This window comes from Emticicia soli (assembly GCF_037860775.1).
GTDB classification, from domain to species: domain Bacteria; phylum Bacteroidota; class Bacteroidia; order Cytophagales; family Spirosomataceae; genus Emticicia; species Emticicia soli.
Window position 1 is genome coordinate 324,962 of record NZ_JBBEWC010000003.1, and the last position, 16,137, is coordinate 341,098.

At 40.5% G+C, this 16,137-nt stretch carries 13 protein-coding genes; 6 read left to right on the plus strand and 7 right to left on the minus strand.

The features are described from left to right. Positions 1-18 precede the first annotated feature (18 nt). The 4 genes from WAE64_RS04860 to WAE64_RS04875 form a co-directional block, all read right to left on the minus strand. Complete coding sequence (locus tag WAE64_RS04860) at positions 19-2,553, minus strand: S8 family serine peptidase (RefSeq protein ID WP_340235102.1); 2,535 nt, start codon at positions 2,551-2,553, stop codon at positions 19-21. A gap of 252 nt (positions 2,554-2,805) precedes the next feature. Beyond that, positions 2,806-6,495 carry a PVC-type heme-binding CxxCH protein gene (locus WAE64_RS04865; RefSeq protein WP_340235103.1) on the minus strand — a complete coding sequence of 1,230 codons (3,690 nt, stop codon included), beginning with the start codon at positions 6,493-6,495 and terminating at the stop codon, positions 2,806-2,808. 77 nt (positions 6,496-6,572) lie between these two features. After that, positions 6,573-7,697: a Gfo/Idh/MocA family protein gene (locus tag WAE64_RS04870; protein WP_340235104.1), complete on the minus strand. Its 1,125-nt coding sequence runs from the start codon at positions 7,695-7,697 to the stop codon at positions 6,573-6,575. Positions 7,698-7,737: 40 nt separating this feature from the next. Beyond that, a complete protein-coding gene (locus WAE64_RS04875) occupies positions 7,738-8,583 on the minus strand; it encodes a sugar phosphate isomerase/epimerase family protein (protein WP_340235105.1) in 846 nt (281 codons plus the stop codon). Positions 8,584-8,737: 154 nt separating this feature from the next. On the opposite strand from WAE64_RS04875, the gene WAE64_RS04880 reads away from it, so the two are divergent. Together WAE64_RS04880 and WAE64_RS04885 are read left to right on the plus strand one after the other, a co-directional pair. Next, positions 8,738-9,613, plus strand: a complete 876-nt coding sequence (locus WAE64_RS04880) for an AraC family transcriptional regulator (RefSeq protein ID WP_340235106.1) — start codon at positions 8,738-8,740, stop codon at positions 9,611-9,613. Between the two features lie 151 nt (positions 9,614-9,764). Further along, positions 9,765-11,108, plus strand: coding sequence for a flavin monoamine oxidase family protein (locus WAE64_RS04885; RefSeq protein WP_340235107.1), 1,344 nt, complete (start codon positions 9,765-9,767; stop codon positions 11,106-11,108). Here WAE64_RS04885 and WAE64_RS04890 read toward each other — a convergent pair. The 3 genes from WAE64_RS04890 to WAE64_RS04900 all read right to left on the minus strand — a co-directional run bounded on the left by WAE64_RS04890 (position 11,105) and on the right by WAE64_RS04900 (position 13,059). Next, on the minus strand, positions 11,105-11,893 hold the full coding sequence (locus WAE64_RS04890; protein WP_340235108.1) for an SDR family oxidoreductase: 789 nt from the start codon (positions 11,891-11,893) through the stop codon (positions 11,105-11,107). The genes WAE64_RS04885 and WAE64_RS04890 overlap by 4 nt on opposite strands. 81 nt (positions 11,894-11,974) lie before the next feature. Beyond that, positions 11,975-12,580, minus strand: coding sequence for a YceI family protein (locus tag WAE64_RS04895; RefSeq protein WP_340235109.1), 606 nt, complete (start codon positions 12,578-12,580; stop codon positions 11,975-11,977). An 80-nt stretch (positions 12,581-12,660) separates the two neighbouring features. Continuing rightward, on the minus strand, positions 12,661-13,059 hold the full coding sequence (locus WAE64_RS04900) for a hypothetical protein (RefSeq protein WP_340235110.1): 399 nt from the start codon (positions 13,057-13,059) through the stop codon (positions 12,661-12,663). 142 nt (positions 13,060-13,201) lie between these two features. Here WAE64_RS04900 and WAE64_RS04905 point away from each other — a divergent pair, with 142 nt between their 5' ends. From WAE64_RS04905 to gmk, 4 genes are all read left to right on the plus strand, one after another. Beyond that, the gene (locus WAE64_RS04905; RefSeq protein ID WP_340235111.1) at positions 13,202-14,089 is read left to right on the plus strand and encodes a winged helix-turn-helix domain-containing protein; all 888 of its coding nucleotides are present in this window, start codon (positions 13,202-13,204) and stop codon (positions 14,087-14,089) included. Between the two features lie 251 nt (positions 14,090-14,340). Next, positions 14,341-14,952: a sigma-70 family RNA polymerase sigma factor gene (locus tag WAE64_RS04910; protein WP_340235112.1), complete on the plus strand. Its 612-nt coding sequence runs from the start codon at positions 14,341-14,343 to the stop codon at positions 14,950-14,952. A 163-nt stretch (positions 14,953-15,115) separates the two neighbouring features. Beyond that, a complete protein-coding gene (locus tag WAE64_RS04915) occupies positions 15,116-15,382 on the plus strand; it encodes a hypothetical protein (RefSeq protein WP_340235113.1) in 267 nt (88 codons plus the stop codon). Between the two features lie 111 nt (positions 15,383-15,493). Beyond that, a complete protein-coding gene (gmk, locus tag WAE64_RS04920) occupies positions 15,494-16,096 on the plus strand; it encodes a guanylate kinase (RefSeq protein ID WP_340235114.1) in 603 nt (200 codons plus the stop codon). Positions 16,097-16,137 lie beyond the last annotated feature (41 nt).

Genomic DNA, 16,137 nt, shown 5'->3' on the forward strand with positions numbered 1-16,137 from the left:
TCTTTTTAGATAGATTACTTAAGGGCAATTTTGTATTGAAGCAAGGAATACTTCGTTTTTACCTGACTGAAAACCTGGAATCAATGTAATTGCTTTTGCAGCATAATAATTTGTTTGATTTGGTACATTGCTAGCACTTGTAATGCTTTCTGAAGCATGATAAGTACCTGCGTCATGTGTTGCTTCGTTGAATGCAAGGGCAGCATTGACTGCGGCCGTAACAGTAGTTCTTATACTGGTGCAATCACCAACTGTACATCCTACATAGTAAGTAGTGTTTGCACTTATACTTGGTGTGGTGAAAGTTCCACCAGTAGCCAGTGTTGTAGTGGCCGTAGCATTGGCAAACCATTTAATTGTTCCGCCAGCGCAACCTGTGGCACTTAAAGTAACAGTACCCGAACCGCAACGGCTTACGGGTGCAGCCGAGGGAGCAGTTGGAATAGCTGCTATAGTTATGGCAATTTCATTACTACCTTTGGTGGGCAGAGAGCCAATTATTCTTATTTTGTAATTTGCTCCCAGAGTTGTGCCAGATGGAATAACTCCATTGATGCTTCCTGTATTGTCGGTGCTTGCTAGTGTTCCGATATTTGTCGGGCTGCTGAAACTACCATTTGCATCCGATAATTGAAGTTTATAGATATTTCCGGTTCCAAATTTTCCAACAGAATTGAATGGAATACTTATGCTAGACTCTATACATAAGGTGGTAATAGCAGGTGCTGTAGCATTAATTGAATAGAGAGAAAGAATGGCACTATCAGCTTTTATTAAACCATAGCCGCTTATGAAGTCAAAACCTAGGGTTTCCATGTCTGTACACGAATTAATGAGTGCTTCTCTTACTTCAGCAGGTGTAAGGCTTGGTCTGGCTTGTCTCATAAGTGCAGCTACTGCAGCGGCATGAGGTGCGGCTGCAGAAGTACCTGCAAAATTAGGATTCCCATCTCCTTCATAATCATATCCATCAATAAAAAATGAAGTATTTGCATTATCTGGGGCTACTATTTCAGGCTTTTGTCTAATAATTGGGGAAGGTAATAATGCTCCCGAAGTTGAGCGGTAAATAGGAGTGCCACCATGTGAAGAATATGACTCTAAAGCAGGAGGGTTTGTGCCGTATGCGGGTGTGCCATCATAGCTGGCAGCACCTACCGCTATTGCACCAGTTGCATTATGGTGTCCCATAATAGTCGATGCCTTAATACCTGTAATGCCATTTGAGGCAGCTGGCCAACTTAGTCCACGAAATCCGATAAACTTCAGATTGCGAGGGTCTGGCCCTGCAAATTTAGTGATAAGAACATAAAAAGTACCTGTTCCATAAACTTGAAGAATTTCATAAGGGTCGCTACCTTGATTAGAATCGATGCTATATGATACCAATTCTAAGCCGTTTGCTGTATTACGATATACAAAGAAATCCATGTCAGTAACTGCGCCAGTTGAGCCATTCCCTGTGCTAAAATAGGGGTCGTCCCATTGTAAAGTTGCAACCATATAACCATTTACCTGAATCGGTAAAAAATAGACAGGACTTGCGCTTGTGCCAAAGTTATGAGCCACATCTGGATAGCCATCGAAGGGCATGAAAGTAGATGATTTATAAGGCGCTTCATAAGAACTATTTGTTGAATTACCAGCAGAAGAGAAGTAGGATACTCCATTGTTATTGGTCACGTCATCTACAGCTTGCGCAACTATACCATCCTGAAAAAAGGGTTCTGCGAAATAACTGATATCATCTACTATAACCTTACAGCCAGCTTGTGCAAGTGCTCTGATACCATTGGCAAAATCAGCTTCACCGTTAAAAGCAGAGTAATAGTATAATTGAGTTCCGGGTGCTACGTCGTGTACAATCTCGGCCATTGCTCGCCCTTCATCAGCACCACTGGTAGTTTCGCTTAATACTGTTACCGGAGTTGTGTATCCATTCGGATTACCTACACCCGGAAGTTCTCCAGAACTTACACCTGCTGCAGCCCCACCTAATAAGTCGTAAGAGTCAGATAATATACCAACTTTTACCCCTGCGCCATTGAGTCCTGTTAACATTCTTGCTATATCTGAGCGTTGTGCGCTGTCTCCTTGCGACAACACAGGCCCTGAATTATTGATTGGTTTGGTAGTGGGCCTAACCCAACTGCATGATTTCAGATTAGCTATCTCGTTTAGTTTATCAAATGCAACCCAACATGTAACAATCTTATTGGAATATGCTTTTATTTTGACGTTGATTGATTTCAGGTCATTAATTAACTCGGGTACTTCTCTTTGGGCAATTACATCAACCAGGATAGAGTCTTTTGATAAATTATAAAGAGATTGGCTGGCTTTTAGCAATGAGTCGCCATTAACAAGACCGTTTTTTGAATCTTGCTGCTTTTTTTGTAGTGCTTTAAGTCCATATTTTAGTTTACTAGTGTCTTTTGTTAATACTAAGTTAGTATTGCTTAGCTTAGGGAACTGAGCAAAAGAAAAATTTACAGAAATACTTAAAAGAATGAGTATCCCTAACCTTCGTAGGGAAATGGTAGAAGAATTCATGGTTCTTTAGTGGTTTAATGTTCAGTGGAAAATCTCACTAAAAATATGGCGAATTGCGATTGCAAACAATGAATATTTATCTAACGGTATATTAGCAATGATACTTTTTTATTAAGTCAAGAAACACTATTGAAGAGTTTGTGGAAGCTGTTTATGAATATGGGATACTTGAGTAAAACAAAACAGCCCCTCAAAGAGGAGCTGTTTGCCAATTAATTACAATCTATTGTAACGTATTCTTTTGTCAAAATCTTATTTCACCACTTTCATTGTGCCAAACATTAAGCGCCAGTGACCCGGGAATGTACAGATATATGGGTAGTTACCTACTTCGGCAGGGGCTGTGAATTTTAAACGGAAAGTTTCGTTCGGATTCACCAATGGCGTAGCTGCTAATACTTGTGGTATGCTTGGTACATAATGTTTTTCGGCAGCATCTTTCTGAGTAATCATTTTATCGGCAGCATTACCGATAATCTCCATACTTTTTTGCTTACCAATTACGATATTATGCTGCATCGCATCAGGGTTTTCGAATACCAGTATCACAGGTTTTCCGGCTTTTACGGTAAATTCTTTTTTATCAAATTTCATCTCTTCTTTGATTGATTTGATAGTGATAACAATGGCATCTTTATCATCATCGGCAGTACTGCTTTTCAAGCCCCAAGCTACCAATAGTTTATTCAATCTATCGGCATTGGTTTCGGTAAGTTTTGTGCTTAAAGATGTTAAGTATTTCTGATTTGCAGCCGTTACAGTTCCTTTTCTACGAGGGTTCCAGCCATTTGATGCACCTTTCAACAAGGCTACATTTTCAGTACTTGGTATTTTATCCCAATATTTAAGCAAATTGGCTACTGTATCGGCAGGCATAACAGAGGCATAACTTCTACTGGCTCTTTCGAGTGCAAACGTCGAAAGTTTTTGTGCTTGCTGGAAAGTAATCTTTTTGTTGTAGGAGTTATTCTGTTCGTTGTTTTCCGCTATTTTATTGTCATAGTCAAGCGAAACATTGAAGTTATAGTCTCCGGCTATATCAGTTGAGAAATAGAAGTCGCCAACCCAAGGTCCATTTGTAGTTTTTGAAATAGTAACGGTCTCACCCGGTCCTATACCAGTATTGTGGAATGAGCTCCAGGTAGTAAACTTCTGTCCATTGCCTGTAATATCAACTTTCAAATCAACAACAACGCCTTTTTTCAAAGAATCCTTGCCATTGTTTTTTACTTCAAGCACATAGCGCATACCTTCACGCACATAAGGAGAGCTTGGCTCGGCACGTAAATTTGTGACAACCAAATCAATACCCGCAGTTGGCGCAGGTAATGCTTTAGCGGCTTCTTTAGTAGCCGAACTATTCATGCCGCCATGATTCATTGCTGAGTGGTTGTGGCCGGCAGGCATAGCTTTTGTAGCACTTGCCAGTTTATTAAGGTATTTTTTCAACAAAACTGACTTATGGCTTGTTAAAGCAACTGCAAAGGCATCTGGTAACCAACGGTCGTTGCCTTCTGTCGCTTGTTCCATGCGGGTAAGCAATGCTTGCTCAGAGGCTGGTGTAAGTGGCAATTCGCTTAAAGCTAAAACAGCATTCAATACAACAATTGGTTCTTTGCTATTTAATAAATCGTTTTGCAGAATAACTTCTACCGATTTATGTGTAGCAGGTAAAACCTGAATCGCATTTTTCTGAACCGCCCACGATGGGTGTTTTAAAGCACCAATTACGGCTTGCAATGCTTCATTGTTACTTTCGATAGCACCTAATCCTTTCAGCGTCCAGATGGCGTGTATAGCGGCTGTATTGAGTCCTATTTCATCAACTGACTGGTCTTTTACCAAGGCTATCAAAGCAGGCACTACATCAGTTTTGCCACGCTCTACTAATAATCTTTGTGCATGGCTTCTCCAGAACATATTTGTGTTTTTCAAAGCACTTAATAGTTCGTCAGGGCGGTCTTTGCTAAGCGAAAGCGGTGTATAAGCCGGAGCTTCTTTCCAACCTACTCTGTAAATACGGCCGTGAGTAAAATCACGTAAATCTGTTTGGTAGGCGTTACCTAAACCATTTTCAAAACCTTTCGGAACAGGATTGTGCTGAATAATGTAACTATACCAGTCAGCTACCCAAACGGCACCGTCAGGGCCAACCTCAGCAAATACCGGAGAAAACCACTCGTCGGCACCTGCCATCAGGTTAAACGATTCTTTATCTTCATAATTAGTACCATTTTTCTCCATTGAGTTCTGGTGAAGTATATGCCCGGTTGGCTCTGCTACAAAAGCAATCTTGTTCCAGTAATTTTTAGGGTAAGCCCTTGCAGTATAGAAATTATGACCTGCGGCGGCTGTAAAACCACCAAATACATCAACCTGTCTTATTTTTTCGGTAATAGGTTTCATGTCTTTGTGTGTATCCGTCGAGCGGCTTCCGTTATCAGTATTGAAACCCGGATTCAAGAAGTTTCTATGCGGAATCGCCATATACCAACCATGTGAGTTGTTGGCAGTAGAGCCAAATACATCACCTGCTTCATTAAAGCCCATACCCCAGGTATTGTTCGATGTACTTGTCATCCACTCTAGTTTCGAGCCATCAGGTTTGAAACGGAACAATGCCTGTCCAAATTTCAAGCTATCGGCTGAACCAACTTTACCGCTGAAACCAGAATAACCTACCGAACCCCAAATCCAGTTATCGAAACCATAGTGTAAGTTCGATGGCCCTGCGTGGGTATCACCTGTACCAAAACCTGTGAATAAGATTTTCTTTTCGTCGGCTTTGCCATCACCATCTGTATCTCTTAATAAGAGCATGTGAGGTGCTTGCGATACAATTAAACCACCGTTGGCAAATACCATTCCGGTCGGGATACTTAAACCATCGGCAAAACGAGTAAATTTATCAGCTTTACCGTCGTTGTCAGTGTCTTCACAAACCAAAATGTAGTCACTTCCGCCTGAATCTTTACGTTCGTTCGGATAATCTTTCGTTATCAACACATATAATCTTCCTTTTTCATCCCACGACATCGCAATCGGGTGCTGTACGTTCGGTTCTGAGGCAAACAGGTCTAGCGTAAAATCAGCAGGTACCTGAATGTGTTTCATTGACTCTTCCGGCGTAAGCGGGAATTGTTGCAACTGCACACCCGGACGTTTCTCGTAGTTCGGCAATTTGGCCTCTCTGTAAGTAAACGGTTTTGGGTTTAAAGCAGCATGTGCTGATCTTGCGCCTTCGTCAACCGCCCATACAATACCATTGTATAACAATTGTTGGAATGCCGCATTGCTCCATGTGTTGTCGTCGTGGCCATAAGCTGTGTAGAAAACACGTCCTTTACCATAAGTACGAGTCCATGTATAAGGCTCAATGTTTGTTTCCGGACGGTCAGCTTTCTGGTCAGCTTTAATCTCACGAACCATTAACACGTTGTTGTCTGGTTGCAAGTGGCTATGTAGATAAGTTTCGTCGTATGCCTTAATTTGTGGAAGGTCTTTTACTATCAGGTGGGTTGGTAAAACCGTTTTTGCCTGAATAGTATCCATTTTATGACGCCAGAATTGTCCACCTACTAACTTTACGTACTCAGGAGAGTTACGGAAACAAAACGAAGCACAGTGTACAGGAATAATACCTTTGCCCGAAGCTACGTAATCAAGCAAGGCTTTTTCTGCCGATGGGGTTATTTCGTCCCAATTAGCATAAATCATCAATGCATCGTATTTCGCCAGATTTTTAGGATTAATATCCTCTAGTTTGTCGGTATAAGTAAAGTTTACACCCTTTGCACCAAGAGCTGCCATCAATGTCGGGAGCCTTTCGATAGGGCGGTGATGCCCGTTATCGCCAAGAAATAAAATTTCTAGTCGGCGGGCTTTTTGGGCTTGAGCGCCTTGCCAGAGCAAAACAAACAAGAGTATTAAGATTTTTTTCATGAGAAAAAGCAGAATTTTATTACTCGTAGTGATAGGGAATTGCAGAAGGGCGAAACTCGGTTTCGCCCTAATATTTATTATGCGTTGTGAAAGTCTGGTAAATAGATAATCTTACCACCCTGCATAGCAGATTCGTGTGCTAAAATACCCACGCTAGTCCAGTTAGCTGATTGTACAGCATTCGGGAATGGGTCACGGTCTTCAACAAGAGCCGTCAGGAACTCATGTGCCAAATGTGGGTGCGAACCGCCGTGGCCAGAACCTTGTGTAAACGATAAGTGATTGTTTTCGCCAAGGTCGTACACACCTTTTGTCGTGAAATCCTGGATTCCTTCCGGTAATAAGTGTGCGTAATCTTTTACTGTTACTTTTTCCGGAATTTCGTGCTCAGGTTTTTTGGCTGTATGAATCACGTGTTCTTCGTTCTCAATCAAAGCCCACTCAAAAGATTTTTTTGAGCCGTATACTTCAAAACTTTCTCTGTATTGGCGAGCTACATCAAACAATGAGCGGTACACATAGGCACTCAAATCGCTGTCTTTGAACTTGATATGAGCCGATTCTACTGCAAACGGAGAGTTATGAATCTGTGCTAATTCTTCACGGATAGTACCCGAACCAAAACAAGAAACGTACTCAGCTTCTAGTTTCAATAAACCTGCCACGGGGCCTACACAGTGTGTTGCATAGTGCATCGGAGGTAAACCCGGCCAGTAGTCAGGCCAGCCGTCCATATCTTGTTGGTGGCTTGCTTTCAGAAACTGTACTTTTCCTAGCTCACCTTTTTCGTATAATTCTTTTACAAACAAAAACTCACGGGCATATACCACCGTTTCCATCATCATATACTTTTTACCTGTTTCTTTGCAGGCTTTTACAATAGCCATACAGTCTTCTACCGAAGTGGCCATTGGTACAGTACATGCTACGTGCTTGCCTGCATATAGTGCTTTCAGGCTTTGCTCAGCGTGGTTCGGAATTGGTGAGTTAATGTGTACTGCATCAATCTCAGGGTCTTTAAGCAATTCGTCATAGTCAGAGTAACGTTTTTCAATGCCGAAAGCATCACCAATCTGGTTGAGTTTCTCTACATTACGCTGACAAATAGCGTACATATTTGCATTTGGGTGGCGTTGATAGATAGGAATGAACTCAGCACCAAAGCCAAGCCCTACAATTGCAATATTGATTTTCTTTGACATAAGTTTAATTGTTTTAGGTTAGCGTTAAATCCCTTCAGCATTAATAAGGAATACTCGGTGTACCGGGATTTTCAGCAAGACTATTTTTTAAGAAACTAAGACTATCTTCCATTAATTGTGTTTCAGAGTCGAACATTTTTCGCCAGATATTGGCTACTGCCAGTTTCTGACTGAAGGCTTCTACCGACAACCAACCATCGTATTTGATTTCTTTCAATGCCTTGAAAACATCTTCCCAGTTTACATTTCCGGTGCCTACGGTGCTGCGGTCGTTTTCAGATACCTGCACGTGTACAAGGTGTTTAGAAAGTTTTCTGATAGCATCGCCCAGATTCTTTTCTTCGATATTAGCATGGAATGTATCAAACATAATTTTGCAGGCAGGGTGGTCAACGTCTTCTACCAGCTTTATTAATTCATCGCTCGACGAAACCAGATAGCTTTCGAAACGATTCAGGTATTCGAGCCCCAATGTTATGCCAAAACTATCGGCGTAATCGGCCAATTCTCTTAGGTTTTCTACTGCCCAGCGCCATTCTTGCTCGGTAGCCGGTTGGCCGGTAAACTGTCCTAAAGCTGAGTGATAAGGGCCATTGAGTAGGTTTGCACCTAAAACCAACGCACAATCAACTGCACTTTTATTACGCTCTAGTGTCGCTTTTCTCATGGCAGGGTCGGCACTTATCTGATTAAAATCAGGTCCGCAAATGGTAACGGCAATTCTGTCGAGTTCTAGCTCATCTAGTTTTTCTCGCCAGGCATACCAGTTTTTAGGGTCTGTATCAAAAATTGGTACTTCAACGCCATCAAAGCCAAGTGCTTTTATTTGTTCTAATACCGGAAAAAGGCTTTCGTTAATTTCTGTTCCCCATAAAAGGAGATTCATTCCAAACTTCATACAGATTTTTTTATTTTTTCACATTACAAAACTATCTTAAAAAAGTACAAAAAAATGAGCCTAACTTTACTAATGTTGACTGTATTTTGACTTTATTTATTTTTATTTCTTAATTTAGGGTTAAAATTGAGAATAGTCTGATATGAAACCTCTGCTTAAAAAATCGGTTGAAAGTGCCGTTTATTCGTTCACGTTAAAGGAACTGATAGAGCCCCATTTTGACCCTAACTGGCATTTTCATCCGCATTACCAACTCTTCACAGTGATGGAAGGAAGCGGTACCCGATTCATTGGCGACAGCATCAGGCACTTTGAAGCAGGCGATACCGTATTTCTTGGCCCTAATATCCCGCACCTCTGGCAGAGCGACCGTGCCTATTTTGAACATAGTTCAGACCTTCGTACACACGGCATTGTTATTTATTTTACCGAAGATTTTCTTGGTAATGGTTTCTTCGAAAAAAGTGAAATGCACGGACTAAAGCAATTACTGGAAAGAGGTGAGCGAGGAATGGAGATTTTTGGAGAAACAAGAGCGTACATCAGAGAAGGTTTGCAGAACTTGCATAACGTTGAGGGTTTTGAGCGGGTACTCAAATTTTTGTCGATGCTACATCATTTAGCCGAATCGACCGAGTATAATTATATTGCAAGCTTTGGTTATGTAAATACCCACAAGGTTTCGGAAACAGAGCGTATGCAAAAAGTACACGAATATGTAATGAAGCACTTTAAGGAAGAAGTACGCCTGAGCGAGTTGGCATCGTTGGTAAGCATGAGCGATTCGGCTTTTTGTAGATATTTTAAGAGTCGCACAAATAAACCTTTCTTCGATTTCATAGCCGAAATTCGTATTGGTCACGCTTGTAAACTTTTGCACGAAGGTACGCTGAGTATTACGCAGGTAGCCTACGAAAGCGGCTACAATACAATTTCTAATTTTAACAGGCAGTTTAAACAAATTATGGGCAAAACACCGCTTTTGTATCAGAAAGAATACACAAAGAGTATTAAATAGCTTTTACCACATAATAAAAAATTTAGCAAATACTGTTTTCATGCTTGGTGGTAGGGTATCTTTGTTAAGGTGAGTTGATGAATGCTGTTTTTCTAAGCCGGAAAACCATTAAACTAACATTTACTCACTTACAAACATCTATTATTTAACCATGAAACGACGCTCATTCCTCGGCCTTGCTGCTTCAGGAGCCATTCTACTCAATCAATCTACCTTTGCGCATAGCGTTAAACCATCTAAAGTTGTCATTCTAGGCGCAGGCTTTTCGGGGCTTTCAGCCGCTTTAACACTTTTTGATAAGAAAATTGACTTCGTGATTCTTGAATCCCGCAACAGGATTGGAGGCAGAGTTTTTACACATAAAATTGACGAACAGGCCGACCTTCGGGTTGAGTTAGGTGCCGAGTGGGTAGGGGAGTCACACGAAGAGGTAAAGAAACTTTGCGATAGATTCAAGATTCAATTGAATGATAACCGCTTCGATACCGACTTGTATTTTAGGGGCAAATACAGCAAGGTAAATAAATGGGATTTTGATGCTGACTGGAAGAAAAAACTAGATGGTTTGCTAGAATCTTTCAAAAACCTCAATTCGGAACAACAGAAATTATTCGATCGCCTGGATTGGTGGCGTTATCTGGTTAATAACGGTATTCCTGAAAACGACTTGTATTTCAGAGAATTGCTGGATAGTACTGACTTTGGCGAAAGTATCAGGCACGTATCAGCTTTTTCTGCTATCAGCGAATATGCTTATTCAAGCAAGAAAAACGAGATGGATTTGAAGATGGAAGGGGGTAATAGCACCCTAGCCAATAAAATTGCCGATTTGATAGGACGAGAAAAAATACTGACCGAGCACCACGTTGAAGCTATTGTGCAAAAAGGTAAAAGCATCAGCATAAAATGCGCTAATGGCAAAACTTTTGATGCCGACAGGGTTATTTGTACAGTGCCAACTTTTGCATTGAGCCAGATAAATTTTTCGCCTGCTTTACCTAAAGCAAAGATACATGCACTAGATGCACTACAATATGCTCGTATCAATAAATGCGTAGGCTTATTTAGCCAACGTTTCTGGAAACGGGAAGATTTTGATATGATAACCGATACGCCTGCGCACTATTTTTACCATGCTACCAAAAACCAGCATCATACAAAAGGTGCGCTTACGTCTTATAGCGTTGGCGAAAAAGCAGATATGTTTGGCTGGCACGGAGACGATTACCGCCGACAAACCATAATAGATTCTATCAGGCCAATAGGTGATGCCCGCAATTACCTGCAAAAAGTATTTAATTATAACTGGGGGCAAGACCGCTATTCTAAAGGTGCTTATGCTATTTATGGTACAGGCCAATGGTTTACCTTACAACCTGAACTGAAAAAGCCCCACCTGAACGTCCATTTTGCTGGTGAGCATCTGGCCGAATGGCAGGGCTTTATGGAAGGCGCAATTGTATCAGGCCGTGATGCTGCTTTTGAGGCTATCTAAAGGCCGCTTATACGTCCACCATCAACCGGAATACTCGTGCCATTAATAGAACTTGCCGCCGGCGAACATAAAAAGGCAATTACTGCGCCTGTTTCTTCTGGTGCAGTAAATCGCCCGATAGGAATATCTTTTAGTAAATCATTTTCAACAGCTTCTATACTCTTATTAGTTGCTTTGGCTTTGTTTTCGTTAAGCTTTTCTAAACGAGCCGTTGTTGTATAGCCGGGTAATACGTTGTTGGTTGTAATACCAAACTTGCCCAGTTCGTTTGCAATAGACTTAGCCCAACTGCCCATTGCTCCACGAATGGTGTTCGATACGCCCAAACCAACAATAGGCTGTTTCATGCCTACCGACGTAATGTTTACAATACGGCCAAAACCTGCGTTTTTCATACTTGGTACTACGGCCTGCGCCAGTGTTTGGGCGGCTACCACGTGCTCGTTAAAAGCTTGTGCAAATTGCTCAACATCGGCGTCTATAATGGCGCCACCTGCCGGGCCGCCAGTATTATTAACAAGGATATGTACTTCGGGATATTTTGCCAGATAACGTTCAATTTTAGGTTTTACCTGAGTGGTTTTTGAAAAATCAATCACCAGATAGCGGTGTTTCTGGTTCTTCTTTCTTGGAAGTTCGGCTGTTACTTCTTTCAGTTTCTCTTCGTTGCGGGCTATCAATGTAACATTTGCACCTAATAATGCTAATTCGATGGCTGCAGCTTTGCCAATGCCTTGTGTACTGCCACAAACCAATGCCGTTTTGCCTGTTAAGTCAAGATTCATGCGTATGTGTTTTTGCTCAAAGGTAAGCCATAAAATACACATAAAGCATCATATACGCAGAGAAATAAGAACGTCGAATCCTTAATTACTACGCTTAAATACCAGATTCAACGAAAGCTTAATGTCATTCGAAATCAAATCGTCTTTCATCTGGGCCAAGAAATTATAAGATTTATAGGTAATCCCCCATAGCGTGCGGTTAATGGTAAATGTAGCCTGCGCCTTTGCAGTGTCTTTATCTGCATTAATTACCGCCGGAAAAGTAACCACATTGCTGATGCCTTTTATGGTCATGTTTCCGGTAATAGTATATTCGTTTGGCTTTGCGCCGGGAGTAACTTTTGTAATATTAAAAGTAGCTATCGGAAAGCGCATAGTTGAGAAAAAATCATCATCGTTCAGGTGTTCTTCCAAACCTTTATTAGGCTTGCCGCTCTTTGGGCCAAGGCTGCTGATGCTTTTCATATTCATAACAAAGTTGCCTCCTTTTACTTTTCCGTTGGCAGCCGTTACCAAAGTGCCTGATGTTAGCTGAATTGTTCCGTCGTGGCCGCCACCGACCATTGTAGAACCTTCCCAGATTATCTGACTTTCTTTATTTACCACCTGATAAGTAATATCAACAGGTGGTTTTACCTGTGAAAACACAGACGAAGAAATCAAAAGAAGAAAAAAGAGCTTTTTCATAATAAATGTACATTTTGGGTTTTCTTTTCTCCAAGGAGTTCTGACTTGGAGAAAAGAAAATTGTAAGCATATTTCGGGCTTTATTTTACTAAAATTTCGTTGTGCGGCAAGGCATATTGTTTGTCAAGGGTAAGCAATACAATCTGGTCGCCTTTTTTGCATTCTGACAATACCTTTTTTACATCTACCTTCATAAAATCTTCCTTCGAAAACAACACAATAGTATTAGTGTCTTTTTCTTTGATGGCAACTTTGAAAGGGATTCTGGTTACAGCCTTGTTTTCTTTAGCCGATAATTCTACTGTGTTTACAGTTAAATCTCCGGTAGCATTAAGTGCAATTTCATTTTTGTAGCCCTCTTTGGTATATTGGTCTACTACCATTTTATTATTCAGAAAGGCCGCCGAGCAAACGTGCTGGCTAAAACCTACTTGTGCGAAAGCACAAAGAACAAATGCGGTTGCGATGAGTTTTATCATAATGTTTTTGTTTTTTGAAGATTGAACAATGGCTCAAATGTAGAGGCGAGAAAACCAGCAGAAGTAAAATGAATGTAAAAAAGTGTAAATTGTATGTAATTCTGATGTTTTTGCGTAATATTTACTATATTTTTGTCAGATTATGAAACCTAAGATTTATATCATTTTCCTTGCTGTATTTTCAGTAATTGCGCTCTCGGCAGGTGCTCTTTCCACCGATGCTTCAGAAGAGTTTTTAGAGAAGCGTGCTGTTCTGGTAGTTCGTGAAATCGGGCATCAGTTGCTACAGAAATCCGGCGATTTTACTTCACGTGTATTGCCCGTTAAAAAAAGCGATAAAAATACTTTTCTGCTCGAGTTTCAGAGTCGCTTTGCTTTTGTGCCCGACACGTTGGTGAAGATTGTTCACGAGCGCCTGAGCGCAGCTAATCTTCCCCTCGATTACATGGTGAACGTATATAAATGCGTTAGCCCCGAAGTTGTCTTCGGTTACGAGATTCGGAGTAAACAACCAGACATATTGGCTTGTATGGGCAGAACACAAGCCGAAGATTGTTACAAAATCGAGATTCAGTTTACAGGTAATTATCGGGCTGCAAAACCCATGAATCTCTGGTGGGCAGTTGGGTTTATTCTGGCAGGTGGTACACTTTTTTCATTATTTAATAAAAAATTTTTTAAGAAAAAAAATGATGCCGAGCCTGCCGTTGCAGTACTTGAAGATATACAATTTATCAATATTGGTAAGTATGCTTTTTACCCCGAAAGAGCCTTGCTGAAACAAGGAGAAGAACAGGTAGAATTATCGGACAAAGAAGCAAAATTACTGAATATTTTTGCAACGAATCAGAACCAGGTAATAGAGCGAGATAGACTATTAAAAGAGGTATGGGAAGACGAAGGGGTGTTTGTAGTAGGCCGAAGTTTAGATGTTTTTGTATCTAAACTAAGAAAAAAACTACAGGGAGACGAAGCCATCAAGATTACGAGTATCCACGGGAAGGGCTATAAACTTGAAGTGGTAGCCTAGCAAATTCGGGGAAAATGTTTAATAATTTGTTATTGTAAGGGTTTTAAAGGTATTTAATTGGTAAAGTTGGGGAAGTTTTTCCATTCATAGGCTTAATTCATCCTCCTACGTAATTTTCGTTTTCTGACAAGAATATTATATTTTTCTTGCTAAAATTCGTAACTTTACCGAAATTATGGAGGACTATACAATTGAGCTAAACAGTGCCTATAAAATGCTCTTTATAGGTTTTTTTTAAAGCCAATAAGCTTATGGAAGAAGAAATAGTAGAAATAGAAAGATATTCTGAAAAAGAAAAATACGCGGTCTTTGATAAAGAGTTTATGCCACACATAGACTCGATGTATAACTTTGCTTTTCGCTTAACAAACGACGAAGACGACGCCAACGACCTTGTACAAGACACGTATCTGAAAGCTTTTCGCTTTATCAATTCATTTGAACGTGGAACTAATGCAAAAGCATGGTTGTTTAGAATTCTGAAAAACAGTTTCATTAACGACTATCGCAAGAAGAGTAAGGAACCATCAAAGGTTGATTATCAGGACGTTGAAACTACATACAATTCGGTAGAAGATGCCGAAATGGATGCAACAACCGACTTGCGGACGGAGACTGTTCAGGACATGATTGGCGATGAAGTTGCCAATGCGCTAAACAGCTTGCCGGTTGATTTTCGTACGGTTATTATCCTTTGTGATATTGAAGGGTTTACCTACGAAGAGATGGCAAAGATTTTGGATATTCCGATAGGAACGGTGCGGTCGAGGTTGCATAGAGCAAGAAATTTGTTGAAAGAAAAGCTGAAAAGCTATGCCTCATCAATGGGTTATAAAACCGATGAGATGGCAGAGCAAGATTAAGCTAGTGGTCTAGGTTAGACTTTAATACTGAGAAAATTTATCAAAATACGCTTAATAGGTAAAAACCTATGGCATCATAAACAAAAAAATTAATAGGGAGTAGAATTGTTGTCCCCTAAACATTATACCAATGAAAGAAAGGTGTGAAAATCATCAAAAGTGTATGCAGATGATACAGGCTGTACTTGATGGATCGGCATCTGCCGCTGAGGTAGAACATTTTAAGTTACATATGGACGATTGTCTGCCTTGCATAGAAGGCTACAAACTTGAGAAAAGCATTAAAGATGCGCTTCAGGTTAAAATGGAGAAAAAGTGTTGTCCACAGTCTACCGTAGTAGATATAAGATCAAAAGTTGGCTTAGGATTAGCAGTATTAGGGCTCATATTAGTAGAAGTAAAACTGTATCACTTATTATTTAGTTGTTGATTTCATTATCTTTGCAAAATATTCAGCCATCAGGTTTCGTAAACTTGGTGGCTTTTTTTTAATAGTTTATTGTAGCACCCACCTTGCCAGGCAAGGTAAAAAATATACTCAATGAAAGGTAAGGCCATTATTTTTTGCGCTCCCTCAGGCTCGGGAAAAACAACTATAGTTAAGCATTTGCTTGATAAATATTCAAATCTGGGTTTTTCGATTTCGGCATGCACACGCGATAAACGTGGCCGTAACGAAGAAAACGGAAAAGATTATTATTTTTTAACTATTCATGATTTTAAAGAACGGATTGATAACGAAGAGTTTGTAGAATGGCAAGAAGTATATCCGGGTGCTTATTATGGTACTTTGAAAACAGAAATTGAGCGGCTATGGGCAGAAGGCAAAAATGTAATTTTTGATGTAGACGTACAAGGTGGTGTAAATCTGAAGAATTATTTCGGCGATGCCGCCCTGGCTATTTATGTAAAAGTACCCTCGATGGAAGAATTAGAAAGGCGATTGAGAGGCAGAGGTACAGATAGCGAAGATAGCATTTCGAGACGCTTATATAAAATGAAGTTTGAAATGGAGTTTCAGAACAGATTCGATGTGATTTTGCTGAATGATGATATTGATACCTCATGGCAAAAAGCAGAAGAACTCTACGAAAGCTTTGTGAAAGACGAATTGAAGATTGACAAGAAGCCTTTAGAAGTGTAACAGGCTGGCTGATAATAAACAGCGTGCCACGGTCGTATTCT